Here is a 24642-nt window from a genome sequence, read left to right as displayed (position 1 = left end):
GACGGCTACCAGTCGTTGATATGCAGGAAGAGGTAGTGATAGGCGGTGTCGCCCACGGAATCCGCCGGGTTGGACTTCTGCTCGACCTCGCCCTTGCGGTTCTTCACTTCCCATTTGGTCGACCGGATGACCCAGGATTCGCTGGCATTGGCGGGATATGACAATGCGATCGGGCCCGCCTTGGCGGATTTCGCGCCGCTGGCATCGCCCGCATTGCCGTTCATCACCGAAAAGCTGCCGTTCGCATCCTTCGGCGGTTCATAGACCATGCAGACATGGCGGAAGACGCCGTGCTCGTCCCGCGTCAGGCAGACGTCGCCGCGCTGGATCGCGCCGGGGGTCACGGGCTTGAACGCCACCGTGGTCTTGGCGCCGCCATAGCGATCGGCGCCGGTGTAATTGTAGATGGTGAATTTCTCGGGGTATTGAATGGCATAGGCGAGCGCCTTGATGCCCGAGCGGAGCGCGCAACTGTCCGAGAATTTGCGCCCGAAGGGACTGTCCGAGCCCTTGGCCTTGGCCAGCACGTCGTAGCACCAGACGACGAAAGCGCCGCACCAGTTCTCGTCGATCTCGTCATAGGCGGGCCGGGCGGCGGCGGAGGTCCCGGTGCCGTTCTTGCTGTACATCTGGTCGAAGGCGACGCGCAGCACCGCATCGCGCCAGTTCATGGCCACCAGTTCCTTGCGGAAATCCTCATGTATGGAATGGCCGCCGAAAGCCTGGCGATTGCCCGCCGTGCCGTTGACGACCCGGATGCTGAGCGGCTGGATGAAGCGGGACCCCTTGGGCCAGGGCGGCAGGTCGCGGGACAGCACGCCGTGCAGCGTGGCCGAGCCCGGCTTCTTGCCGGTCACCGCGAAGGGACGGTGGGTCTCGTCGCCCTTCGCCGGCCCCGGCGGATCGAGCTTGACCGCGCCGTCGTTCGGCTCTTCCAGATAGAGATCGACCGCATCGCCATAGGCGAGGTCGAGTTTGTAACTTTCGCCGACACCGATCACCAGGACGCCGTTGTCGGGATCGAAGCCGATCCCGCTGCCGCCCTTTGCCCGAGGTTCGAGATTGGCCATGGCCGGTTACTCCACGATCGCAGCCCTGCCCGATTGTGGCCCGCCGCGGCCCGAAGGCAAGGGCCTTCAGGCCGCGAACGCGGCATGCTGTGACCGCCGCTACAGAACGGCGCCGGCGACGGGCCGGTCAGGCGCGGACGAAATCCGTGCGGACCGCATCCGCGACCTCGCCGAGCGCGCGTTTCGCCCCGCGCGAAATGCCGGGCATGGAGGCGAAACCATGGATCAGCGTCTCGAAGGCGAGGACCGAGACCGGGACCCCGGCGGCGCCCAGGGCATCGGCATAGGCGCGCCCCTCGTCCTTCAGGGGGTCGAAACCGGCCAGGATGACGGTCGCCGGCGGCAGGCCGGCCAGGCTTTCCGCCTGTAGCGGCGAGATCCGGGGATCGCTCAGGTCCGTGTCCGGGTGCAGGAACTGGTCCTTGAACCAGGCCATGGTCGACCGGTCGAGCAGGAAGCCGTCGCCATAATCGTCGTGGGAGGGCCAGGTCCGGGTCAGGTCGGTCACCGGATAGATCAGGCATTGATAGGCCGGCAGCGGATCGCCCGCCCGCTTCGCCTGCTGGCTGAGCACGGCCGAGAGATGGCCGCCCGCACTGTCGCCGCCGACGCCGATGCGCTCCGGATCGGCGCCGTAATCGCCCGGATCGGCCACGACATGGCGCCAGACCGCCAGGGCATCCTCGATCGGGGCCGGAAAGCGGTGTTCCGGCGCCAGGCGATAGCCGACGGACAGCACCAGGCAGCGCGAGCGGTCGGCGAGAAAAGTGCAGAGCGGATCATAGCTGTCGAGATCGCCCAGGACGAAGCCGCCGCCGTGGAAGAACACCAGCATGGGTGCCGGCCCGCGCGGCAGGCCCTTCGGGACATAGAGGCGCAAGGGAATGTCGCCGTGGGGCCCGGGGGCCCGGCGCTGGTCGATGCGCGCCATGGCGGTAATGCCGCCGCCCAGCGCCGTCGCCATCACCCGCTGCAAGTGACGGGAATGATGGATCGGGCGGGTTTCTAGCGGCCCCTGGCGGGTCGCGAGGCTGACCATCAATTGCAGGTGCGGATCCAGGGTCCGGCCCTGGCGGACGACCGGCCGGCCGCCGCCCATCCGCACCAGCAGCGGCCGGGGCAGGCTGAACAGGCCCTTCAGGGCTGCGCGCTGAAACGAATGACGAACGGCCATGGAATGTCCTCTGCCCCCCCGCGGGTCCTTTATTGAACATTATTCATCTACCCCAGCCGGCGCCGCCTGTCATGCCTCAAGCCGCGGGTACCAGGTGTTGAACGCGGGAGATGAAATTGCTTCAATCCCCGTCGTCGCGACCGGCAGCCCGGTTGCGCCCCGCAGGAACCCGACGGAGGCCAGAGATGAAGAAACGCTTCGTGGTCGCCCCCGTGCTCGGCCTTGCCGCCTTTGCCGCGGTTTCCTGGCTCCTGGGCCCGCCCGATTGCCGGGACGGCTGGAACAGCCCGTCGATCGGCGCCGCCGGGGCCTGCTCCCATCACGGCGGCGTCGACCCGACCAGCACCATCCTCGCGGTTCTGGCCGCCCTGATCGCGGCCGGGGCGGTGCTGTTCTTCGCCCAGGGGCGGGGCCCGCGGGAGCCGTCGATCCCCGCCGGCATTCGGACCCCCCTGCCCTGCCCCAAATGCGGCCGCCCCCTGGACCTCAAGGCGAAAGGCGAAGGCCGCGGCTTCTACTGGGGCTGCCCGGACTGGCCGGCGTGCGAGGGCACCCGTCCCTATGACGGCTGACGACCGCCCCTCAATTTACAATTAATTTTTGCTTTTCTATTTTTCAAACACATATTGCCTGGAATTCAACAGGCGGTGGCGGCGCTGTTGATATCCGTGCAGTTGCATGGCCCCTCGCCCCCCGGCCGGGCGCGGATTTGCCGGCCGTGATCGCTTGGCATGCTCGTTGCTTTGAAGGCATGGGCCTGTCCGGCCATGGCGACGGACAGGGATTGTAACCTCGTTCGTTCTGCAGGGATCCTTGATGTCACCGATCCGAATACCGGCCGACCTCCGGGAGCGATGTCGCCCCGCCCGGACCGCCGCCTGTGCGGCCGTTCCCGCGCGACCCCGGCCCCTATCCCGCCCAGCCCTTCTCCTGCAAGGTATCCGACCATGACCGTCATTCCCAGGATCGACCCGGCCACCGCGCCGCGCGTCAACAGCAGCGCCTCCTTCACCGCCCGGCCGAAGCCGGTCACCCCGGCCCAGGTCATCGCCGATGACGCCGGGGCGATCGCCGCCGCCGAACAGCTGGCCCCGCTCTTTGCCGCCGATGCAGCGCTGCGCGACCGCGAGGGCCTGCTGCCCATCGCCGAACTGGACGCCTATTCGCAAAGCGGCCTCTGGGGCATCAATATTCCGAAGGCTTACGGCGGCGCGGAAGTTTCCTATGCCACCCTCGGCAAGGTGATCGAGATCATCTCGGCCGCCGATCCCTCGATCGGCCAGATCACCCAGAACCACCTCGTGCTCAGCGTGCATCTGGCGCTGGACGGCACCGAGGCGCAGAAGCGCGAGCTGTTCGATCTGGTCCTGAAGGGTTACCGCTTCGGCAATGCCTTCTCGGAACTGCACAGCAAGAATGTGGTCGCCTTCGAGACCATCATCCGCTTCGAGGGTGACGACGCCATCGTCAACGGCCGGAAATTCTATACGACCGGCGCGCTCTTCGCCCATATCGTGCCCATCATCTCGGTCACCACGGAAGGCGAAGGTTACATCGCCTTCGCCGACCGCGAGGCCCCGGGCCTGACCGTAACCAACGACTGGTCCAGCTTCGGCCAGCGCACCACGGCATCGGGCAGCGTCACGATCGAAAACGTCCGCGTGCCGCGCAGCCGGGTGATCCCGATCAAGGTCTTCGACCGGCCGACGGCGGCGGGCGCCATCTCGCAGTTCATCCAGGCGGCGGTCGATACCGGCATCGGCGCCGGCGCCATCCGCGACGCCATCGATTTCGTGCGCAGCACTTCCCGCGCCTGGATCGACAGCGGCAAGGACAAGGCCAGCGAGGATCCCTTTACCATCCAGGCGATCGGCGAGCTTGAAATCGGCCTGCATGCGGCGCAGGCCCTGGTCGAGCGGGCGGGCCGCCTGATCGACGCGGCGCTGGCCGATCCGACCGAGGAAAAGGTCAATGCGGCGACCGTCGCCACCGCCGAGGCCAAGGTGCTGTCGACCCGCATCGCCCTCGAGGCCTCGAACAGGCTGTTCGAGCTGGCGGGCACCCGCGCGACCCTGGCCGAGCACAATCTCGACCGGCACTGGCGGAACGGCCGGGTTCACACCCTGCACGACCCCGCGCGCTGGAAGCCCTATCACATCGGCAATTTCTACCTGAACGGCGCCTCCGCCCCCCGCCATCCCTGGAGCTGATTTCCCGTTCCGCCGGTGCCCGCGCGGGCACCGGCCTTCCCTTTCCGGAGTTGCATCATGTCCTATTCGTTTGCGCGCCTTGCCGGCGCGGCCGCCCTCGCCTTGCCCTTCGTCACCACCACGCTGCCCGCCGGCGCCGGCGACCTGTTCGATTCCGCGCGGCCGACCGCGACCGGCGGCGTCAACACCATCGAGGGCTCGGGCGGCGGCGGGCTGGCCACCTGGGCGCTGATCACCGGCTACGGCTCGGGCGAGGCCATCGGCGGCAGCGCCTATACGACCTTCGCCAAGACCGACGACTACACGCTGACCTCCAGCGGCGTCGCCATCGGGCTGTTCAACCGGGTCGAACTGTCCTTCGCCCAGCTCGGCTTCGATACCGAGGCGATCGGCGCCAAGCTCGGCGTCGGCAAGAACAAGACCTTCTTCACCAATATCGCCGGCATCAAGGTGCGCGCCTTCGGCGACGCCCTGGACCAGGAAAAATGGTGGCTGCCCCAGGTCGCCGTCGGCGCCCAGTACAAGGATTCGGGCCACGAGAACATCCTGACCGCCATCGGTTCCAAGGACAGCAGCGGCGTCGACTATTACGTCGCCGCGACCAAGGCGATCCTCGACTGGAAGCTGCTGATCAACGGCACGCTGCGCCTGACCAAGGGCAACCAGTTCGGTCTCCTCGGCTTTTCCGACGACTACGAGCTGCAACCCGAAATCGGCGTCGAATACCTGCTGACGTCCAATTTCATCATCGGCGCCGAATATCGCTTCAAGCCCGACAATCTCGCCTTCGCCAAGGAAGACGACTGGAAGGATATCCATATCGCCTATTTCCCGGTGAAGAACGTCTCCTTCACCGTCGCCTATGTCGACGCCGGTTCGATCGCCAACGAAGACGACCAACAGGGCCTCTATGCCTCGCTGCAGGTTTCATTCTGAGGGAAAGACACATGACCGACAGCCAGATCTACCGCGAGGTGACGGCCGCCAACGAGACCTATGTCGCCGGCTTCGGCGACAAGGGCGCGCTGGCCCTGCCGCCGGCGCGCGGCTTCGCCATCCTCACCTGCATGGATGCCCGCCTCGACCCGGCGAAATACGCCGGGCTTTCGGAAGGCGACGCCCATGTCATCCGCAACGCCGGCGGCCGGGCCTCCGACGATGCCATCCGCTCCCTCGTCATCTCCCACAAATTGCTAGGGACGCGGGAATGGTTCGTGATCCATCACACGGATTGCGGCATGGAACTCTTCACGTCCGAGATCATCGGCGACCTGCTGACGGAAGATCTCTCGACCGCCGGCTTCGACGGCAAGACCTGGTCGAACCCGGAGAAGAAGGGCGGTTCCGTCGCCGGCCAGTACATCAACTGGCTGACCATCCGCGACCAGGCGGAAAGCGTCACCCACGACGTCCGCCGCATCCGCAGCCACCCGCTGGTACCCGGCAGTATCCCGGTCTACGGCTTCATCTACGATGTCCGCAGCGGCCGGTTGATCGAGGTGCCGGCAGCGACCGACGCCGGCCGCATCGCTGCCTGACGGCCGTGCCGCCGGCGCGACCACGCCGGCGGCACAAGGCTCAATCCCACCAGAAATTCCACCAGTCGCTGGCCGCCAGGCTGGCGGCATAGGCATTCACGGTGCCGAAGCCCTGGTCGATCGTGTCCGAGCAATAGAGATGCAGTTCCCGGGCGAGCGCGACCGCCGCATCCCGGCCGGCCGGGCGCTGCCGGACCCGCAAGTCCAGCGTATCGAACCCCATCGAAACCAATTCCGCGCCGAACCTGTCCCGCCACGAGCGCAGCGCCGCGACATGATATTCCGCCGCCGGGCAATCATTCCAGTCGCCCCAGTACAGCGCGGCCGGAACCTCCGTCCAATCCGCGACGGGGATGAATGCGATCACCACCGTATCGCCGCAGCAGGCCTCGTCCGTCTCTACAAACCAGGGCCCCATGGTCCCCGGCTGCGCCGGCCAGGTGCCCATGGGCCGCTCGGCATCCCAGACCATCCCGTCCTGCCAGGGGCGGAGAATGATGCCGTCCCCCGATGACGGCGGCAGGGGCGGCGTGATTTCCGGGTTCTGCATAATTTCCGGATGCTCACGGGTGAATTCCTCGAACCACGCCTGCGCCTCGGCGTCCCGCCCTTGCCGATAGGCGACGAAATCGGCCGGGAAATCGATGCCGGCGGCAAGAGCGAGGACTTCCGCCGTCGAGTGCCGCGGCGGGGAGGAAAAAAGATTCTCGGCCATCCGCACGGCTTCCGCCCTCTTCCCGACGATCAGGGGATAGCCGCGGCCGGCGGATCTCAGGCCCTCCCAGGCTGCGATGGCCCCGGCGCGCGGAACCTCGACGATATCGAAGGGAAAGCCCGGGACGCCGGCCTCGCCCCGCGCGGAATGCAGCCCCAACGGCGAGGCGGAAACCGCCATGGCCATGGCACAGAACTCCCGCCGCCGCATTTCGCCCCCCGCGTGCATGGAAACGGAGGGATAATACCAGGGCGCGCCAGAAAGATCATCCCCCGGACGCATGCGCGCCCGGGGGATGGCGGCCTCAGCTCCAGGCGTGGAACGGCGGCTTCACGTCGTTCAGGAAATAATTGCCGAGGATGGCGTATTTCCAGCGCACGGGATCGTGCAGCGTATGGGTGCGGGCATTCCGCCAGTGACGGTCGAGGTTATGCTCGGCCAGGGTCGCGCGGGTGCCGGCCAGTTCGAACAGGACATTGGTCGCCTCGAGCGCGATCTCGGTCGACAGCACCTTGGCTTCCGCGGTCACGATCTGGGCCCAGGCGACCTTGTCCGCCGTCGGCTGGACCAGGGCGTCGTCGATCGCTTCCGCCGCTTGATAGAGCAGCGCCTGGGCCGCATGCAGGCGCAGCGTCAGCCGGCCCACGGCCTGGATGGTATAGGGATCGTCGGACGCCTTTTCGAGACCGCTGTCGATCCAGGGCCGGCTCTTGGTCTTCACGAACTGGATCGTGTCGTCGATCGCGGCCCGCGCAATCCCGGTATCGACCGCGACCTGGATGATCTGGAAGATCGCGCCGTCGGCGGAAGGCTTCTCATAGCCTTTGTAACCCGGCACGACGTGATCCTTCGGCACCTTCACCTGATCGATGATCACCGTGCCCGAGAAGGTGGTGCGCTGGCCGAAGCTGGACCAGTCGTTGATCACGGTCAGGCCCGGGGCATTGCGGTCGGCGATCACATACCAGGCGCGGCCCTGGTCGTCGGTCGCGACGATGGGCACCAGCTGGGCGAGAATGGCACCCGAGGAATAGAATTTCTTGCCGGTGACGATGACGTGATCGCCGTGGTCGGTGAAGCTGGTCTCGAAATCGGCGGCGCGCTTCGAGCCGAATTCGGAAAAGGCATTGCCGAGGCGGACGCCCGCCAGCACTTCGCCGAACAGCAGGGCCTGCTGCGCCTCGTCCGAGACCGTGCGGATGGCGGCGACGATACCGAGGTGGTTCTGGGTGATCTGGCCGATCGACGGATCGGCGGCCGAGATGATCTCGATCACCTTGACCAGGGTCTTGTAGGAAACCTCGGGCCCGCCGAATGCCTTCGGCACATTGATCGACCAGAGGCCGCTTTGCGAATAGAGGTCGATCTCGGCGACCGGCAGGGTGCGGTTCTGGTCGCGGTCGGAGGCGCCCTTCAGAATCTCGGCCGCGACCTTGTGGGCGACCTCGATCGCCTCCGCGTCGGATTTGATCACATGGGCGGGCGTCGAGGGCCGGGGCAGGCCCGGCACGCCTTCCGGCGCCTTGATGGGTTCATGGACGGTCATGTCAGATTTCCTTGGGAATAGTTGAGGCTGGTAACCTTAAACGTTTCGGTCGACACAGCGGGCACTCAGGCATGGAACGTCCTTTCCTCCGATGTCTTCAGGCCGAAATAAAGGTCGCGGACATCGGGCCGGGCGGCGATTTCCGCCGCCGGACCGTCGACGACGGCGCGGCCGTTCTCGATGATGTAGGCGTGATCGGCATGGGCCAGCGCCACCGCCGCATTCTGTTCGGCAACCAGCAGGCTGATCCCCTCCTCGTCGCGGAGGCGGTGCAGGATGGCGAAGATTTCCTCGACCACCAGGGGGGCGAGGCCCATCGAGGGTTCGTCGAGCGCGATCAGGCGCGGCCGCGCCATCAGGGCCCGGCCGATCGCCACCATCTGCTGCTCGCCGCCGGAAGTGTAACCGGCATTGAGCCCGCGCTTCGGCACCAGCCGGGGGAAGAGGTCGTAGACCCGGTCAAGGGCGGACCGCAGCGCCCGCCCGCGCAGGCGGCGGGACACGGCGCCGCTGATCAGGTTCTCCTCGACCGTCAGCTGCGGAAAGCAGCGGCGGCCCTCGAGCACCTGGATCACCCCGGCCTCGACCAGATCGGCCGTGTCCAGCCGGCCGATATCCTGCCCTTCGAACAGGATGCGGCCGCGCGTGACCCTGCCGCGCTCGGCCCGGAGCAGGTTGGAGACGGCCTTCAAGGCCGTGCTCTTGCCGGCGCCATTGGCGCCGAGCAGGGTCACCGCCCGCCCGGCATCGACATGCAGCGACAGGCCGCGCAGGGCGAGAATGGCCTGCTGGTAGACGACCTCGATGTCTTCGACGACGAGCAGCGGTGCCCCGGTCATGGCGCGGTCCTCAGCTCGGGTTGTCCGCCGAGCAATCGCGCAGCGTAATGCCTTTTTCCTTGGCATAGGCCTCGGACGATTGCTCGATCAGGGGGCGGAGCAGCGCGCGGTCGGAGGCGACCCAGTCGCTGACCACGTTCCACTTCTGGCCGTCCCACTGCTGGAACTTCACGGCACCGCCGCCCTCATGGTCGGCGCAGGTTACCTTGATGGTCTGGAGGAGACCGGCGGCGCCCAGTTCGGCCACGCGCTTCTCGTCGATCACCAGGTGGTCGAAGCCCCATTGCACTTCCTCGCCGGTCAGCGGGCGATTGCCGAATTTCGCCTGGGCGATGCGCACGGCTTCCACATTCAGGATGCCGTTCACGATGCCGAGGTTGTGATAGACGCTGCCGATGCGGCCCTTGTCGGCGAGATTGCCCAGGCCCTTGCCGTAGACCGTCTCGACGATTTCCTTCACCACCGGGAAATCGGTGCCCGAGGGATGGGTGGTGACCGAGACGTAACCCTTGGCGGCATCGCCGGCCGGGATCACATCCTCTTCCGAATTGGACCAGACGTTGCCGATGATGTGATCGACGGGGAAGCCGGTCTTGACCGCGGTCTTCAGGGCCACCGGGTTCATCACGCCCCAGCCGCGCAGCACGACATATTCGGGCTTCAGGCGGCGGATGGTCAGCCATTGCGCCTGCTGCTCGTTGCCCGGGTGCGGCACTTCGATCTGGGTCACCTCGAATTCGTACTTCTTGGCGAGAAGCTCGAAGATCGGGATGGTTTCCTTGCCGTAGGGCGAGCCGTGATAGAGCACGGCGATCTTCTTGCCCTTCAGCTTGTCGAGGCCGCCCAGCTGCTGGCCGATGTAGTTGACCGTGGCCGAGGCTTCCGACCAGGGATTGAGCTGGAGCGGGAAGACATAGGGGAAGACGCGGCCATCGGTCGAATCCGTGCGGCCGTGGTTGATGGTGATCAGCGGGATCTTGTCCGCAGTCGCGCGATCGATCAGGGCATAGGCGATGCCGACCGAGAGCGGATTATAGGCGGCGGGCCCCACCGGCTGGTGGGTGGAACGGGTGCGTTCATAGCATTCGACGCCGCGCTCGACCTTGTATTCGGTCTCGCATTCGTCCCAGACGAATTTGACGCCGTTGACGCCGCCGTCGCGCTCGTTGATCAGGTTCAGGTAGTCGATGAAGCCGCCGAAGAAGCCGGTGCCGCCGGCGGCATAGGGCCCGACGCGATAGGATTGCAGCGGGAAATAGATCTCGCCGTCGGCCTTGGCCGGCAGGCTGCCGAGGCCGCCGACGACGGCAGCCGCCAGGGCCAGGCGGCTGATGGCTTGTCTAATGGACATGGGACGTCTCCTGGTTGGTCAGATGGATTTGCGCCGGGTGATCCGGGCAAGCAGGGCCGAGAGCCCGGCGGGCTCCGCGATGAGGAAGGCGATGATCAACCCGCCCAGGACGATCTTCTGGGCGTTCTCGAGCACGCCGGAATCGAAGAGGTCGCCGAACAGGAACTGGCCGAGGCGGCTGAGGATCAGCGGGAAGATCACGATGAAGCCGGCGCCGAGGAAGGCGCCCCGGATCGAGGCGAGGCCGCCGATGATGACGATGAAGAGGATCTGGAACGAGCGGTCGAGATCGAACCCCGCCGGTTCCACCGTGCGCAGATAGGCGAAGGCCCAGAGCGCGCCGGCGATCCCGATGACGAAGGAGGAAACGGCGAAGGCGAGCAGCTTCACCCGGAGCACGGAAATGCCGAGGGTGGCCGCCGCCACGTCGCGGTCGCGGACGGCGATGAAGCTGCGCCCGATCTCGGACCGGGTGAGCCGCCAGGCCGCCAGCGTCAGCAGCGAAACGATCCCGAGCGAGAGGAGATAGCGCCCGACGGAGGAATCGAAGCTGATGCCGGCGACGGTCAGCGGCGGGGCCGTGATCACGCCGGACGTATTGCCGTTCGAGAACCAGTCGAACTTGGTCAGCGCCCATTGCACGAAGAATTGCGCCGCCAGGGTCGAGACCGCGAGATAGAACCCCTTGAGGCGCAGCGACGGCAGCCCGAAGACGATGCCGAGCGCCGCCGCCGTGACGCCGCCGAGGGCGATGCCGGCAACGAGCGGCAGCCCGTCCAGGCGAAGCAGGAAATTATAGCTGGCGAAGGCGCCGACCGCCATGAAGGCCGCCGAGCCCAGCGACACCTGCCCGGCATAGCCGGTGAGGAGATTGAGCCCGACGCCGGCGAGCGAAAGTGCCAGGAACGGCACCAGGATGGCATCGAAGAGATATTGATCGCCGACGAAGGGCAGGATGCCGAAGGCGACGACCAGCAGCAGGGGCACGGGCAGGTATGAAACCCAGGCCGGCACGCCTGCGCGCGGGGGGGTCAGGGTGAGATCGGTCATGGTTACACCCGCTCGACCAGTTTCTGGCCGAAGAGGCCGGAGGGGCGGATCAGCAGGAAGGCGAGGGCCGCGACATAGGCGAACCAGCCCTCGATGCCGCCGCCGACATAGGGACCGAGGTAAACCTCGGCCAGTTTCTCGGCCGCGCCGATGAGAAGGCCGCCGACGATGGCCCCGGCGATCGAATCGAAACCGCCCAGCACCAGCACCGGCAGCGCCTTGAGCACGACGAGGGAGAGGGAGAATTGCACCCCGAGCCGCGCCCCCCAGAGCAGGCCGGCGACAAGCGCGACGACACCCGCCGCGATCCAGACCGCAGCCCAGACCCGCGGCAGGCGGATGCCGACCGACAGGGCCGCGACCTGGTCGTCCGCCACGGCGCGGAAGGCAAGGCCGGTGCGGGTCTTGCGGAAGAAGATCACCAAGGCGGCGACCATCACGCCGGCGACGGCAGCGGCGAAGAGATCGAACTGGCTGATGAAGATGCCCGCCGCCTCGATCGGGGAATCGTCGATGCCGAGGTCGAGGCCGTGGACCTGCGCGCCCCACAGCAATTGCGCCGCGCCCTCGATCACATAGGACAGGCCCAGCGTCGCCATGAACAGGGTGATCGGCGGCTGGTTGACCAGCGGCCGCAGCACCAGACGCTCGATGGCGAGGCCGATCACCACCATGGCGGCAAGCGTGACCGCCAGCGCCGCGACGAAGGGCAGCCCGCGCTCGACGAGGCTGACGAAGGTCAGCGCGGCGAAGAGCAATTGCGCCCCTTGGGCGAAATTCAGCACGCCCGAGGTCTTGTAGATCAGCACGAAGCCGATCGCGACCAGGGAATACATCACGCCGGACAGCAGGCCGCCGACCAGCACTTCGAGAAGAAAATCCATAGGGGTCGTTCCGTCAGTGGCCCTGGCCGAGATAGGCTTCGATGACGCGCGGATCGTTCCGCACCGCATCCGGCGTGCCGTCGGCGATCTTGATGCCGTAGTCGAGGACGACGATGTGATCGGACAGGGTCATGACCACGCCGATGTCGTGCTCGATCAAAAGCACGGTCATGCCGAAACGCGCCTTGGCGGCCCGGATGGCGTCGGACAATTCCTGCTTTTCGCCGGCGCTCATGCCCGCCATCGGTTCGTCGAGCAGCAGCAGCCTCGGCCGCGCGGCCAGGGCGCGGGCCAGTTCCACCCGCTTCTGCAAGCCATAGGGCAGCGCGCCCACCGGGCGCTCGGCATAGGCGCCGAGGCCGAGGAAATCGAGGAGTTCCAACGCCGCAGCATGGGCCTCCCCCTCCTCGCGCCGGGCGCGGGGCAGGCCCAGGACCTGTTCGACGATGCCGGCGCGATGGGCGAGGCTGCGCCCGGTGACGATATTCCCGACCACCGACAGCCCCTTGAAGAGGGCGATATTCTGGAAGGTACGGGCGATGCCGGCGGCGGCGGCGGCCCGTGCCCCTTTCGCCGTCAGGTCGCGGCCCTCGAACAGCACGCGCCCGCCCTGCGGGCGATAGATGCCGTTGATGACGTTGAGCAGCGAACTCTTGCCCGCGCCGTTCGGGCCGATGATGGCCAGGGTTTCTCCCGCCGCCGCCTCGAAGCCGACCCCGGACAAGGCCTTCACCCCGCCGAAGGCGAGGTCGATGTCGGCGAGGTGCAGCAGGGCCACGTTCCCGGTTACGGCGGCCTTTCCGTCACGGGCCGCGAAAGCGGGGGTTACGCCGGCCTGTTCCAGGGCCCAGGCGGTTGCAAGCAGGTCACTCATGGCGCGCCTTCCGGAAGCGTCGGGGCCGGCCTGGACCGGCCCCGATCGTCGCGAGGGTAGATCAGGCGACCGCGGCCTGAATGGGCTTCGCCCGTTCCAGTTCGCGCACCAGCGGCAGGACCTTTTCGCCGAAATAGGCGACTTCTTCCTGGAAGTGCAGGAAGCCGCCCAGCACGAGGTTCACGCCCAGCGTCTTCAGGTGATAGATGCGCTCCGCGATCTGTTCGGGCGTGCCGATCAGATTGGTCTTGAAGCCGTCGTTGTATTGCACAAGGTCGTTGAAGGTGGACTTCGACCACATGCCGTCGCCCTCGGGCGAGGCCTGGCCCGCCTGCTTCACCGCGCCGCCGAAAGCGTTCACGGCTTCGACATCGGCATTGTCGATGATCGCCTGGAGTTCCGCCCGGGCTTCACGCTCGGTGTCGCGGGCGATGATGAAGGCATTGACGCCGAACTTCACCTTGCCGGCGCGGCCGTTGCGGGCGGCGATGGCGTTCACTTCGTCGAACTGGGCCTTGTGGCCTTCGGGCGTATTGCCGTTGGCGAAATACCAGTCGGAGACCGCGCCGGCATTCTCCTTGGCCGCCCGGCTGTTGCCGCCCTGGAAGATTTCCGGATGCGGGGCCTGCAAGGGCCGCGGGCGCAGGTTGAAGTCGTTGGTCTGGTAGAAATCGCCCTTGAAGGTGAAATTATCCTCGGTCCAGATGCCTTTCAGCACCTGGATGAATTCGCGGCTGCGGCGGTAACGTTCGTCATGCTCCAGCCAGGGCAGGCCGAGGGCGGTGAATTCGCCCTTGAACCAGCCCGACACGACATTGACCGCCCAGCGCCCGCCGAAGAGCTGATCCGCCGACGCGCCGAGCTTGGCGACCACGGCCGGATGCCACGGCCCCGGCAGGATGGCGGCGATCACCTTCAGGCGCTTGGTCGCGGCCAGCAGCGCGGTCGAGAAGGTGGTCGATTCATGCTGGTATTCGGCGCCGTAGGAGCCGATGAAGCGGATCTGCGACAGGGCGTAGTCGAAGCCCGCCTCTTCCGCGATGCGCGCCAGCTTGATGTTGTAGTCGAGGTTCCATTCGGTGCGCTGGGGGATCTTGGAGACGACGAGGCCGCCGGAGACATTCGGCACCCAATAGGCGAATTTCACCGCATCCTCGGGGGTCGGCGCGACGGGAGTGATGGCATTCATTTGATTGCTCCGGGGGTAGGCTCAGGCCGACTTGGCCAGGACGAGGGACGACGGCGCCACCAGCGCCTGCCGGTCGAGAAGCCGGGCGGCTTCGCTCGCGGCGCGCTCGATCCGCGTGGTGATGGCGGGGTTGGTCAGGCGGTAGTCGACGAAATCGGCCTCGGCGGCATAGATCGCGGTCGGCACCGAATAGGCCCCGAAGAAACCGAGCAGCGGCCGCAACTGGTGTTCGGTGACGAGGCCGTGCAGCGGGCTGCCGCCGGTCGCGACCAGCACCGCCACCTTGCCCGCCAGCGCCTCGAGATGGACGAGATCGAACAGATGCTTGAACAAGCCGCTATAGGACGCGCGATAGACCGGCGTGCCGACCACCAGCACATCCGCCGTCTCGACCCTGCGCACCAGCGCCTCCCCGCCCTCGGACAGGCGGGCGCGGTCGGGGGCCGCCAGCAGGTCCGCCCCCGCCAGCTCGACCGCCGCGTAATCGGTCGGGATGCGCACCGCGATGGCATCGGCGACGGCCCGCACCAGGACCCCGGTACGCGACGGCTGCCGCGGGCTGCCGTTGATCGAGACGAGATTGAACGGTTTGACGAAACTCACGATGACACCGGACGGTAATTTTCACACATCAGCTTCTATCAAGATTCGTGCCATCATTTTCCTAGTGTGTTTTCGTTTATTTCCCATGTTTGTCACGCAGAGTTACTGCGCAGATATCGACACCTGGCCAGCAGCCTGCTGAAATCCGCGCAGCGCCGATGCCGGCGGCGCCCCAGAAAAAACCCCGCCGGTTACCCGGCGGGGCGCGATGCGCAGGCGTGGCGGTGAGATCAGCCGCGTTTCCCGCCGGGCAGCAGGTCGTAGCGCTGCATCAAGGTCCGCAGCACATTCCGGGTAATGCCGAGGAAAGCCGCGGCATGCACCTGATTGCCGCCCGCGTGATCGAGGGCGCGCAGCACGAGCTGCTTCTGGACCGCGTTGAACAGGTCCGCCGTCTCGCGCGCCAGGAGATCGTCGAGCACTTGCTGCAGCCCGCCCGGCGCCGCCCGCTCGGGCGCCGCGCCGCCGTCGTCCCGCACGCCCAGCGACAGGTCGGCCTGTTCGATCCGGCCGCCGCGATGCCCGACCAGCGCCGCCTGGACGACGTTTTCCAACTCGCGGATATTGCCCGGCCAGTCGTGGTCGAGCAGCGCCGCCTCGGCCTCGGGGCTGAAGGCGATCGCCGCGCCCGGGCCGTGCAGCCCCACGAAATGCCGGGCCAGCGCCAGGATGTCGCCCGGACGGTCGCGCAGCGGGGGAACCTTCAGGGTGGCGACCTTGATCCGGTAATAGAGATCTTCGCGGAAGCGGCCGGCGGTGATCGCCTTCGCCAGGTCGACATTGGTCGCGGTGACGAGGCGCACGTCGATCGGGCGCGAGACGCGGGCGCCCACCCGCGTCACCTCGCGCTGCTGGATGACCCGCAGCAGTTTCGCCTGCATCGCCGGCGCCAGTTCGCCGATCTCGTCGAGAAACAGGGTGCCGCCGTCCGCCGCCTCGAACCAGCCGGTGGTGGCGCTGAGCGCGCCGGTGAAGGCGCCCTTCTCGTGACCGAAGAGTTCGCTTTCGAACAGGTTTTCCGACAGGGCGGCGCAATTGACCGCGATGAACGGCCGCTGCCGCCGGGCACTGAGCTGGTGAATCTGCCGCGCCACCAGTTCCTTGCCCACCCCGGTCTCGCCCAGGACGAGGACATGGACCGAGGCGCCGGCGACCCGCTCGATCTCGGCGCTCAGGCGCCGCGAAACGGGGTCGTCGAAGACGGGCCCCGCGATACCGGCAGTCGAAGCGGCGGCAGTCGACACTTTATTTCCCAACATGATGCACCAAACAACGCAGGATCAGGGACGATGGGGCCAAGCATTCCCGCCCCCCGGGCAAAACCGGCGGCGGCCTCAAGGCCGACATCGCCCCCCGCGGGACTTGTCCGTGGCGCCTGGCGCCGGCTGTCCGTTCCACATCGCCTGCCCTTCCCCGCCCCCCCTTTGGTGGGGCTAGTCTGACATTCGACTAGGGTAATTTTTCGTTTCCCACAATGTGAAAAATATATCACCACATTTAATATGTGTTTATTAAAAATAAATACATTCCGTATATGATTATACATTCGGCCCGCAGCCGCAGGCAAAATCATGGCGGCACAGCGGATACTGAACAGCCATGGCTTCCGGCCCTGTCCGACCGCAGCCGCATATTTGTCAGGAAGCGGCAGGCCCCAGCCGACCGGCGAGGGCGCCGCTGCCGCGCAATTGGCAAATGATCATGCAGGGCCCTACCGACGGCGCGGCAAAGCCTCGATCGCCGGTTCGCTGCCGCCGAGGCGAGCAAGACGGCGGGCGCTCTCGCGCTCGATCAGGGCATTCAGGGCCTCGCGCACAAGGGCGGATTTTTCCTTGAGGCCGGTATAAGCCTGCGCCTTGGCCAGCAAGTCGTCATCAAGGGCTATGGTCGTTCGCATTTTGCCCCCCGGCGGAAGAGGCCCGAGCGTAGCATCGAGCGATGCCGGCACCAATGATGCCTGGGGGCTCAACCCACGGGCAGCAGGCAACGGCCGGACGGTGGCCGGTGCGTGATGGCCTGTCCTGCCCCGGCCGTTATCCGCCCGGGGCAGGACAGGCCGCCCGGCTCAGATCTTGGGCGGGGTCACGCCGGCGGCGACCAACGCGCCGGTGAGCGAGGCCTTGAGACGGTCGAGGGCGGCATCGTCGCTGCCCTCGGCCCGGGCGACCAGCACCGCCTGGGTGTTGGAAGCGCGCAGCAGCCACCAGCCGTCGGCGTTCTTCACGCGGACGCCGTCGGTGGCGTCGACCTCGGCGCCGGCCGCGGCGAGATTGGCCTTCACCTTGTCGACGATGGCGAATTTCTCTTCCTCGACCACGGGGAAGCGCAGTTCGGGGGTATTCACCGTGTCCGGCAGGCGATCGCGCAGCTCGGTCAGGGAAACGCCGGCCTTGACCACCGCCCGGATCAGGCGCAGCGCCGCATAGAGCGCATCGTCGAAGCCGTAGAAACGGTCGGCGAAGAAGATATGGCCCGACATTTCACCGGCGAGCGGCGAACCGGTCTCGGCCATCTTGGTCTTGATCAGCGAATGGCCGGTCTTCCACATCAGCGGCTTGCCGCCCAGCTTGGCGATTTCGTCGAACAGGACCTGGCTCGCCTTCACGTCGGCGATGATGGTCGAGCCCGGCTTGTCCTGCAGCAGGTCGGCGGCGAGGATGGCGAGAAGCTGGTCGCCCCAGATGATCCGGCCCTTGGCGTCGATGGCGCCGATGCGGTCGGCGTCGCCGTCGAAGGCGATGCCGATGTCGAGCTTGTTCTCGGCGACCAGATGCTGGAGCTGCTCCAGGTTCTCGGGCTCGGTCGGGTCGGGATGATGGGCGGGGAAGGTGCCGTCGACCGCCTCGTTGATGACGAGATGACGGCCCTTCAGGCCGGCGACGATGCGGCCGATCACGGTGCCCGCAGCGCCATTGCCCGGATCCCAGCCGATGGCGAGGTCGTTGTCCACCGCCTCTTCCAGCAGGCGGGCGACATAGGCGTCGGAAATATCGTGGTCGCGCACGCTGCCGGCGCCCTCGACGATGTCGCCGGCGGCGGAAATCCGGCCGACCTCCTGGATCTGGGCGCCGAAGAAGGACTTCTTGCCCAGCATCATCTTGAAGCCGTTGTGGTGCGGCGGGTTATGGCTGCCGGTCACCTGAATGCCGCCGTCGGTGCCGAGGGTGGTGGCGGCGAAATAAAGCTGCGGCGTGGGGCCGACGCCGGTGCGCACGACTTCCGCCCCCGTCGACTTCAGCCCCTCGACCAGCGCCGCCTCGAGCGCGGGCGACGACACCCGGCCGTCCCGGCCGACCGCGATCACCGGGGCCGACTTGCCGCTGGCCCGCGCGACGATGGTGCCGAAGGCCCGGCCCAGCGCCGCCGCATCGGCCTCGTGCAGGGTTTCGCCCACGATGCCGCGGATGTCGTATTCGCGGAGGATCGACTTATGGAACTGATACGGCTGAGTCACGATATGACCTCGTTCAATGGGCGGCGATGCTCAATGGGCGGCAACTGGCGGACGGCCGATCGAGAAATAGGTGAAGCCCGCTTCGGACATTTCTTCCGGGCGGTAGATATTGCGCAGGTCGACGATGATCGGCGAGTTCAGCGCACTGCGGACCCGGGCGAGGTCCAGGGCGCGGAATTCGTTCCATTCGGTGATGATGACCAGCACATCCGCCCCGGGCAGGGTGGCATAGGCGTCGCTCACCCAGTCGACACCGTCGATCAGGGCGGCGGCGGCGGTCATGCCCTCCGGATCATAGGCGCGGATCCTGGCGCCGGCCGCGATCAGGCGCGGCAGGATGGCCAGCGAGGGCGCATCGCGCATATCGTCGGTGTTCGGCTTGAAGGTGACGCCGAGAACGGCCACAGTCTTGCCCGCGACCGAGCCGCCGACGGCCGCGATCACCTTGTCCGCCATGGCATCCTTGCGGGCATCGTTCACCGCCACCACCGCCTCGACGATCCGGGTCGGGGCTTCGTAGTCGCGCGCGGTGCGCACCAGGGCGAGCGTATCCTTCGGGAAGCAGGAGCCGCCGAAGCCCGGCCCCGCGTGCAGGAACTTGCGGCCGATGCGGCCGTCGAGACCGATGCCGCGGGCCACGTCCTGAACGTCCGCGCCGACCTTCTCGCAGAGATCGGCCATCTCGTTGATGAAGGTGATCTTGGTCGCCAGGAAGGCGTTGGAAGCATATTTGATCAGTTCCGACGTCTCGCGCGAGGTGAAGACGAAGGGCGTATCGAGCAGGGACAGCGGCCGGTAGAGCTGGCGCAGCACGGCGCGGGCGCGGGCGCTGTCGGTGCCGACCACCACCCGGTCCGGGCGGCGGAAATCCTCGATCGCCGAGCCTTCGCGCAGGAATTCGGGGTTCGACGCGACATCGAAGGCGAAATCGGGACGAACGGCGCGGATGCGGCGCTCGACCTCCGCCCCGGTCCCGACCGGAACCGTGGACTTGGTCACGACGACCGCATAGCCGCGCAGGGCCGCGGCGATTTCCTCGGCCGCGGCATAGACATAGGTCAGATCGGCATGGCCGTCGCCGCGCCGGCTGGGGGTGCCGACGGCGATGAAGACGGCCTCCGCCCCCTCGACCGAAGCAGCGAGATCGGTGGTGAAGGACAGGCGCCCGGCGGCGACATTCTCGGCCACCAGCTTGTCGAGCCCCGGCTCGTAGATGGGGATTTCACCCCGGCGCAGGGCTTCGACCTTGCTCGCGTCCTTGTCGACGCAGATCACCTGATGACCGAACTCGGAAAAACAGGCACCGGATACCAGACCGACATAGCCGGTGCCGACCATCGTTACACGCATCGCCCCTCCTTGAAGGGATCAGAGTTTGGCCGCCACTTGCGCGATGAAGGGCGCCAGCTTCGGCCCGATATCCGGCCGGGCCAGGGCAAAGGCGATATTGGCTTCGAGGAAGCCGATCTTGTCGCCGCAGTCGTAGCGGACACCGTCGAAGGCAAAGCCGTGGAAGGGCACTTCGCCGATCATCTTGGCCAGCGAATCGGTCAGCTGGATTTCGCCGCCGGCGCCGCGCTCCTGGGTTTCCAGGTGGTGGAAGACGCGCGGCGACAGGATATAGCGCCCGATCACGGAAAGGGTGGAGGGGGCCGCCTCCGGCTTCGGCTTCTCGACCAGGCCCCGGACCTCGGTCAGGCGGCCGTTGGTGGCGCCGGGGGCAAGCACGCCGTAGCGCTGGGTATGTTCGCGCGGGACATCCATCACGGCGAACATATTGCCGCCGACATCGGCATAGGCTTCCGCCATCTGGGCGAGGCAGGGCCTGTCGGCCAGGACCATGTCGTCGGGCAGGAGGACGGCGAAGGGCTCGTCCCCGACCAGTTCCTTGGCGCACAGCACGGCATGGCCGAGGCCCAGCGCTTCCGGCTGGCGGACATAGGACACCTGGCCGAGCTTCGGCTGCCAGGCGCGCAGCGCTTCAAGCTCCGCGGTCTTGCCGCGGCGGGCGAGAGTTTCCTCAAGCTCGAAATGGCGGTCGAAATGATCTTCGAGCGCGGTCTTGCCGCGGCTGGTAACGAAGATGAAATGCTCGACGCCCGCCGCCCGCGCCTCTTCCATGGCGTAATGGATCAAGGGCTTGTCGACAACTGTCAGCATTTCCTTGGGGCTGGCCTTGGTGGCCGGCAGGAAACGCGTGCCAAGACCGCCGACGGGAAATACGGCCTTCCGGATCTTCGTCATCTTATGGAAACACTCTGGCTGAAATAGGCGGGGAATCCGTGCGCCTGTTCATGCCATGGCGCAAGCATTGAAACAATGCCGCGCTGCACTTTCGGTTCCCTCCGCGCCCTATTCGGCGGCGGAGGTCAGGGGCGCCGCGGCCCGGTCGACCGGCGGCAGCTCCAGCGATGCAACCAGGGTGCGAACCTCCTGTCGGGCCGCAACCTCCGACATGGTGAGGGTGGAGCCGGTCCGCCCGAGATCGAGCATGGTCAGGCCCTGAAGGAACAATTCGCGATAGGTCACGCGCTCGGACAGGCCGGCGACGACGCGGAAACCGATGCGCTTGGCAAGGCGGGCCAGCACTTCGGAAACCCGGCGCTTGTTGCGGGCATCGAGATGGCCGACGCGGTTGCGCATCACCAGCCAGTCCACCGTGCCGCCGGTGCGCGCCCGGCGCTTGCGCATTTCCCACACCAGTTCGGAATAGAGGCTGGGCCCGAGGATGGTGTGGTCGGCGGGATCGACCCGGGCGATCAGGTCGAGGTCGATGAAACTGTCGTTCATCGGCGTCAGCAGGGTATCGGCACAGCCATGGGCGAGGCGCGACAGGAAACTGTCCGAGCCCGGACAATCGATGATCACGACATCGTGATTGTTGACGTAATCCTCGAGCACCGACAGGAAACGGGCGCGCTCGTCCGCCTGGGCTTCCTGGAAGTCGGGGATCTCGCTGCGGGTGATGACGGCGAAGCTGGGCACCAGCAGGTTGGCGCCCTCGGCCACGGCGCGGGCCCGGTTTTCCAGATAGCGGGTGAGCGTGCGCTGGCGGCCGTCGAGATCGATGGTGGCGACGCGGCGGCCCTGTTCGAGCAGGGCGACCACGAGGTGCATGGCGCTGGTCGATTTGCCGGAACCACCCTTCTCGTTGCCGAGCACGATGATATGGGCCCGCCGTCCGTCCGTCATGGAACACCGCCTGTGCTGCGCCGGCCTGCCGGCTGTCCTTGCCCGATGGTCGGCCGCGGCCCCGGCAACGTCAATGATTCGGACGGGGAAGAGCACGCTCGACCATGCGCCGAACCACAATATGAGCGGTGCCACGCCCCGTCATCAACTATATCCTGTGGCTGGCTTGGCCCGCCCGGCCGGCTTCGCAGCGGGCCGGCGGCGCAGGGAAGGATTGACTCCCCCGCCCGAGTGGCCTACTCGCGTGGCGACTGATGGCGAAGATGCGCCACGCCCGAGGAAATGCCGCCCCATGTCCGAGACCGCCCCCCTGCCGCTGCCCGTGGCGCGTTCCGTCGCCAGCCTGCGCCAGACCGTGAAAGACTGGCGGGCGGCGGGCCTGCGCATCGGCTTCGTGCCGACCATGGGGGCGCTGCACGCCGGGCATCTGTCGCTGGTCGAAATGGCCAGGGCCCGGGCGGACCGGGTGGTGGTGTCGATCTTCGTCAACCCGACCCAATTCGGCCCGAGCGAGGATTTCGGCAAATACCCGCGCCAGGAAGCGGCGGATGCGGCGCGGCTGGCGGCCTTCGGCGTCGATGTCCTGTTCGCCCCGACGGTCGCTGAAATGTATCCGGCCGGCGCCTCGACCACGGTCACCGTCGGTCTCGTCACCGACCGGCTGGAGGGCGAGTTCCGCCCGACCCATTTCGCCGGCGTCGCCACCGTGGTCGCCAAGCTGCTGAACCAGGTGCGGCCCGATGTCGCCGTCTTCGGCGAGAAGGATTACCAGCAATTGCTGGTGGTGCGCCGCCTGGTCCGCGATCTCGATATCGACACCGACATCGTGCCGGGCCCGACCGTGCGCGAGGCGGACGGGCTCGCCATGTCGTCGCGGAATGCCTATCTCTCGTCCGAGGACCGGGCGATCGCGGCCTCCCTGCCCTCGGTGCTGAATTTCGCCGCCACGCAATTGCGCACCGGCGCCGACGCTGCGCCCTTGATCGAGGCCGGCAAGGCCGAACTGCTGAAGGCCGGCTTCGGCGCCGTGCAATATCTCGACCTTGCCGATGCCGAGACCCTGGCACCGCTGGCGAAGGCGGACCGCCCGGCCCGCCTTCTGGTCGCCGCCCTGGTGGGCCGGACCCGCCTGATCGACAATATCGCGGTCTGAGCGGTCAGAGCTGCCAGGCGGGCTTCCGCTTTTCAAGGAAGGCGGACAGGCCTTCCCGCGCCTCGGGCGTGGCCCGGCGCCGCGCGATCGCCTGGGCGGTCAATTCCAGCGTCTCCGCCTCGATCGGCAGGAATTCCAGTTCGGCGACCAGGCTCTTGGCCCGGGCGACACCGCCCGGCGCATTGAGGAAGATGGTCTCGACCAGTTTGTCCGCGCGGTGCTCCAAGGCGACCGCATCGGGCAGAAGTTCGGAGATCAGGCCGATCCGTAGGGCTTCCGCCGCATCGAAACGCTCGCCGGTCTGGAAATAGCGCCTTGAATTGCGCACGCCGATGGCGCGCATGACATAGGGCGCGATGGTCGCCGGCATCAGGCCGATCTTCACCTCGGACAGGGCGAAAGCCGCCTGGGGCGTGGCCAGCGCAATGTCGCAGCAGGCGACGAGGCCGACACCGCCGCCATAGGCCGGGCCGTCGACCATGGCGATGGTCGGGATCGGCAATTGGTCCAGGGTCCTGAACATCTCCGCCAGGGCGCGGGCATCGGTCAGGTTCTCGTCGAAGACCTGGGCCGCCTGCCGCCGCATCCAAGAAAGATCGCCGCCGGCGGAAAAGCTCTTGCCTTCGGCCCGGACGAGCAGGGCGCGCACGCCCTCCTGGTTGGCGAGATCGGCGAAGATGGTCGACAGCCGGTCGATGGTCAGTTCGTCGAAGCAATTGTGCTTCTCGGGCTTGGCCAGGGTGACGACGGCAAGGCCCGAGGGCGAGAATTCGAGACGGACCCCCGCTTCCGGTTCGGGCGGGGCAAGGCCGGGGGCGACGTCGGGGGCTTCGGTGGTCATGGCTTTTTCCTCGGGGTTCTCAGGCGGTCTGCACGTTGCCGTCCGGCCATTGGGGCAAACCGTCGCCGATGTCGTAATCCTCGCCCTTGTCGGCGACGAAAATATGGTGCTGGAGGCGGATGCCGGTCGGCGGCTCCAGGCAGCCGAGGGCGATGGAGACGGTCTCGCCCCCCAACTCCTCCCAGAACAGGGAAGAGCCGCAGTCGCGGCAGAAGCCGCGCCGCGCCCGGTCGCTCGACCGGTACCAGGCCAGGCCGCGCTCGTTCTTGAAGCGCAGCCGGTCGCGGCGGACCGAGGTATAGGGCCCGGGAGCACCGTGCCAGCGCCGGCATTGCGAGCAATGGCAGGCGGTCGCCCAAGCGAAGCGCCCGCTGGCCGTAAAGCTCACCGCCCCGCACAGGCAGGCGCCGTGCAGGGTTCGGCTCGGCCGGGGGGCCGGTTGCTGGTCGTCCATCGCTCTCTCCCTGGCGGTCATTCTTGCCATCGGCGGCCGAATTGCAAATTGAATTTCATTCATTTATGGCCGTGGCAACCGGCGAGATCGTCGAGGATCGGGCAGTCCGGCCGGTCGTCGCCATGGCAGGCGGCGGCGAGATGGTTGAGGGTGCGGGCCATGGCCTGAAGCTCGGCGATCTTCGCCTCCAGCGCCTCGGCATGGCCGAGCGCCAGGCGCTTCACCTCGGCCGAGGCCCGGCTGCGGTCGCGCCAGAGGTCGAGCAATTCGCCGATCGCCTCCAGGGAAAAACCGAGGTCGCGGGCCCGGCGGATGAAGCGCAGGGTTTCGACGTCGCGCCCCAGATAGCGCCGGTAGCCGGCATCGGAGCGGGCAGCCCTGGGCAGCAGGCCGATCTTTTCATAATGGCGGATCATTTTCGCCGACACGCCGGATGCGGCGGCGGCCTCACCGATATTCATCTTCCGGCCTCCCGAACAGGGGGCCAGTCTGCCACGAAGGACAA

25 protein-coding genes are annotated in these 24642 nt (G+C 67.0%); 5 read left to right on the top strand and 20 right to left on the bottom strand.

Going from position 1 to position 24642, the window contains the following annotated elements; all coding sequences use genetic code 11:
* Window positions 1-5 precede the first annotated feature (5 nt).
* Both DKG75_RS01270 and DKG75_RS01265 read right to left on the bottom strand, forming a co-directional pair.
* Complete coding sequence (locus tag DKG75_RS01270; protein ID WP_109919266.1) at window positions 6-1070, bottom strand: hypothetical protein; 1065 nt, start codon at window positions 1068-1070, stop codon at window positions 6-8.
* Window positions 1071-1197: 127 nt separating this feature from the next.
* Complete coding sequence (locus tag DKG75_RS01265) at window positions 1198-2244, bottom strand: alpha/beta hydrolase (RefSeq protein ID WP_109919265.1); 1047 nt, start codon at window positions 2242-2244, stop codon at window positions 1198-1200.
* A 185-nt stretch (window positions 2245-2429) separates the two neighbouring features.
* Here DKG75_RS01265 and DKG75_RS01260 point away from each other — a divergent pair, with 185 nt between their 5' ends.
* From DKG75_RS01260 to DKG75_RS01245, 4 genes are all read left to right on the top strand, one after another.
* A complete protein-coding gene (locus tag DKG75_RS01260; protein WP_109919264.1) occupies window positions 2430-2816 on the top strand; it encodes a hypothetical protein in 387 nt (128 codons plus the stop codon).
* Between the two features lie 375 nt (window positions 2817-3191).
* Window positions 3192-4454 carry an SfnB family sulfur acquisition oxidoreductase gene (locus DKG75_RS01255; protein ID WP_109919263.1) on the top strand — a complete coding sequence of 421 codons (1263 nt, stop codon included), beginning with the start codon at window positions 3192-3194 and terminating at the stop codon, window positions 4452-4454.
* A 57-nt stretch (window positions 4455-4511) separates the two neighbouring features.
* Window positions 4512-5390: a DUF3034 family protein gene (locus tag DKG75_RS01250; protein ID WP_109919262.1), complete on the top strand. Its 879-nt coding sequence runs from the start codon at window positions 4512-4514 to the stop codon at window positions 5388-5390.
* An 11-nt stretch (window positions 5391-5401) separates the two neighbouring features.
* On the top strand, window positions 5402-5992 hold the full coding sequence (locus DKG75_RS01245) for a beta-class carbonic anhydrase (protein ID WP_109919261.1): 591 nt from the start codon (window positions 5402-5404) through the stop codon (window positions 5990-5992).
* Window positions 5993-6032: 40 nt separating this feature from the next.
* Here the strand turns inward: DKG75_RS01245 and DKG75_RS01240 are convergent, their stop codons facing one another.
* From DKG75_RS01240 to DKG75_RS01170, 15 genes are all read right to left on the bottom strand, one after another.
* Window positions 6033-6893, bottom strand: coding sequence for a DUF4253 domain-containing protein (locus DKG75_RS01240; protein ID WP_166646444.1), 861 nt, complete (start codon window positions 6891-6893; stop codon window positions 6033-6035).
* Between the two features lie 118 nt (window positions 6894-7011).
* Complete coding sequence (locus tag DKG75_RS01235; RefSeq protein ID WP_109919259.1) at window positions 7012-8253, bottom strand: SfnB family sulfur acquisition oxidoreductase; 1242 nt, start codon at window positions 8251-8253, stop codon at window positions 7012-7014.
* Between the two features lie 65 nt (window positions 8254-8318).
* On the bottom strand, window positions 8319-9092 hold the full coding sequence (locus tag DKG75_RS01230) for an ABC transporter ATP-binding protein (RefSeq protein WP_109919258.1): 774 nt from the start codon (window positions 9090-9092) through the stop codon (window positions 8319-8321).
* 10 nt (window positions 9093-9102) lie between these two features.
* A complete protein-coding gene (locus DKG75_RS01225) occupies window positions 9103-10443 on the bottom strand; it encodes an ABC transporter substrate-binding protein (protein WP_109919257.1) in 1341 nt (446 codons plus the stop codon).
* A gap of 18 nt (window positions 10444-10461) precedes the next feature.
* Window positions 10462-11493, bottom strand: coding sequence for a branched-chain amino acid ABC transporter permease (locus tag DKG75_RS01220; protein WP_109919256.1), 1032 nt, complete (start codon window positions 11491-11493; stop codon window positions 10462-10464).
* A 2-nt stretch (window positions 11494-11495) separates the two neighbouring features.
* On the bottom strand, window positions 11496-12377 hold the full coding sequence (locus DKG75_RS01215; protein WP_109919255.1) for a branched-chain amino acid ABC transporter permease: 882 nt from the start codon (window positions 12375-12377) through the stop codon (window positions 11496-11498).
* A gap of 13 nt (window positions 12378-12390) precedes the next feature.
* The gene (locus DKG75_RS01210) at window positions 12391-13251 is read right to left on the bottom strand and encodes an ABC transporter ATP-binding protein (RefSeq protein WP_109919254.1); all 861 of its coding nucleotides are present in this window, start codon (window positions 13249-13251) and stop codon (window positions 12391-12393) included.
* 61 nt (window positions 13252-13312) lie between these two features.
* Window positions 13313-14440 carry a dimethylsulfone monooxygenase SfnG gene (gene sfnG / locus DKG75_RS01205; RefSeq protein WP_109919253.1) on the bottom strand — a complete coding sequence of 376 codons (1128 nt, stop codon included), beginning with the start codon at window positions 14438-14440 and terminating at the stop codon, window positions 13313-13315.
* A 21-nt stretch (window positions 14441-14461) separates the two neighbouring features.
* The gene (locus DKG75_RS01200) at window positions 14462-15043 is read right to left on the bottom strand and encodes an NAD(P)H-dependent oxidoreductase (protein ID WP_109919252.1); all 582 of its coding nucleotides are present in this window, start codon (window positions 15041-15043) and stop codon (window positions 14462-14464) included.
* 230 nt (window positions 15044-15273) lie between these two features.
* Window positions 15274-16287 carry a sigma-54 interaction domain-containing protein gene (locus tag DKG75_RS01195; RefSeq protein WP_166646445.1) on the bottom strand — a complete coding sequence of 338 codons (1014 nt, stop codon included), beginning with the start codon at window positions 16285-16287 and terminating at the stop codon, window positions 15274-15276.
* Between the two features lie 467 nt (window positions 16288-16754).
* Window positions 16755-16940, bottom strand: coding sequence for a type II toxin-antitoxin system VapB family antitoxin (locus DKG75_RS01190; protein WP_109919250.1), 186 nt, complete (start codon window positions 16938-16940; stop codon window positions 16755-16757).
* Window positions 16941-17108: 168 nt separating this feature from the next.
* Window positions 17109-18497: a phosphoglucomutase/phosphomannomutase PgmG gene (gene pgmG, locus DKG75_RS01185; protein WP_109919249.1), complete on the bottom strand. Its 1389-nt coding sequence runs from the start codon at window positions 18495-18497 to the stop codon at window positions 17109-17111.
* A gap of 30 nt (window positions 18498-18527) precedes the next feature.
* Window positions 18528-19847, bottom strand: coding sequence for a UDP-glucose dehydrogenase family protein (locus DKG75_RS01180; protein ID WP_109919248.1), 1320 nt, complete (start codon window positions 19845-19847; stop codon window positions 18528-18530).
* 18 nt (window positions 19848-19865) lie between these two features.
* Window positions 19866-20741: a UTP--glucose-1-phosphate uridylyltransferase GalU gene (gene galU / locus DKG75_RS01175; protein ID WP_109919247.1), complete on the bottom strand. Its 876-nt coding sequence runs from the start codon at window positions 20739-20741 to the stop codon at window positions 19866-19868.
* Between the two features lie 108 nt (window positions 20742-20849).
* Window positions 20850-21689, bottom strand: coding sequence for a division plane positioning ATPase MipZ (locus tag DKG75_RS01170; RefSeq protein ID WP_109919246.1), 840 nt, complete (start codon window positions 21687-21689; stop codon window positions 20850-20852).
* 292 nt (window positions 21690-21981) lie between these two features.
* On the opposite strand from DKG75_RS01170, the gene panC reads away from it, so the two are divergent.
* A complete protein-coding gene (gene panC, locus DKG75_RS01165; RefSeq protein ID WP_109919245.1) occupies window positions 21982-22842 on the top strand; it encodes a pantoate--beta-alanine ligase in 861 nt (286 codons plus the stop codon).
* 4 nt (window positions 22843-22846) lie between these two features.
* Here panC and DKG75_RS01160 read toward each other — a convergent pair whose 3' ends face one another.
* The 3 genes from DKG75_RS01160 to cueR are packed head-to-tail and all read right to left on the bottom strand — an operon-like array spanning window position 22847 to window position 24598.
* Entirely contained in the window at window positions 22847-23683 is an 837-nt protein-coding gene (locus DKG75_RS01160) for an enoyl-CoA hydratase-related protein (RefSeq protein ID WP_109919244.1), read from the bottom strand.
* Between the two features lie 19 nt (window positions 23684-23702).
* The gene (locus tag DKG75_RS01155; protein ID WP_109919243.1) at window positions 23703-24137 is read right to left on the bottom strand and encodes a GFA family protein; all 435 of its coding nucleotides are present in this window, start codon (window positions 24135-24137) and stop codon (window positions 23703-23705) included.
* 59 nt (window positions 24138-24196) lie between these two features.
* Window positions 24197-24598 (bottom strand): Cu(I)-responsive transcriptional regulator, encoded by a 402-nt coding sequence (gene cueR / locus DKG75_RS01150; RefSeq protein WP_109919242.1) that lies wholly within the window; start codon window positions 24596-24598, stop codon window positions 24197-24199.
* Window positions 24599-24642: the final 44 nt, after the last annotated feature.

It is taken from the genome of Zavarzinia compransoris, assembly GCF_003173055.1.
Classification (GTDB): Bacteria; Pseudomonadota; Alphaproteobacteria; order Zavarziniales; family Zavarziniaceae; genus Zavarzinia; species Zavarzinia compransoris.
Note: the sequence above shows the minus strand (reverse complement) of the source record. Positions and strands in the feature narration are given on the sequence as shown.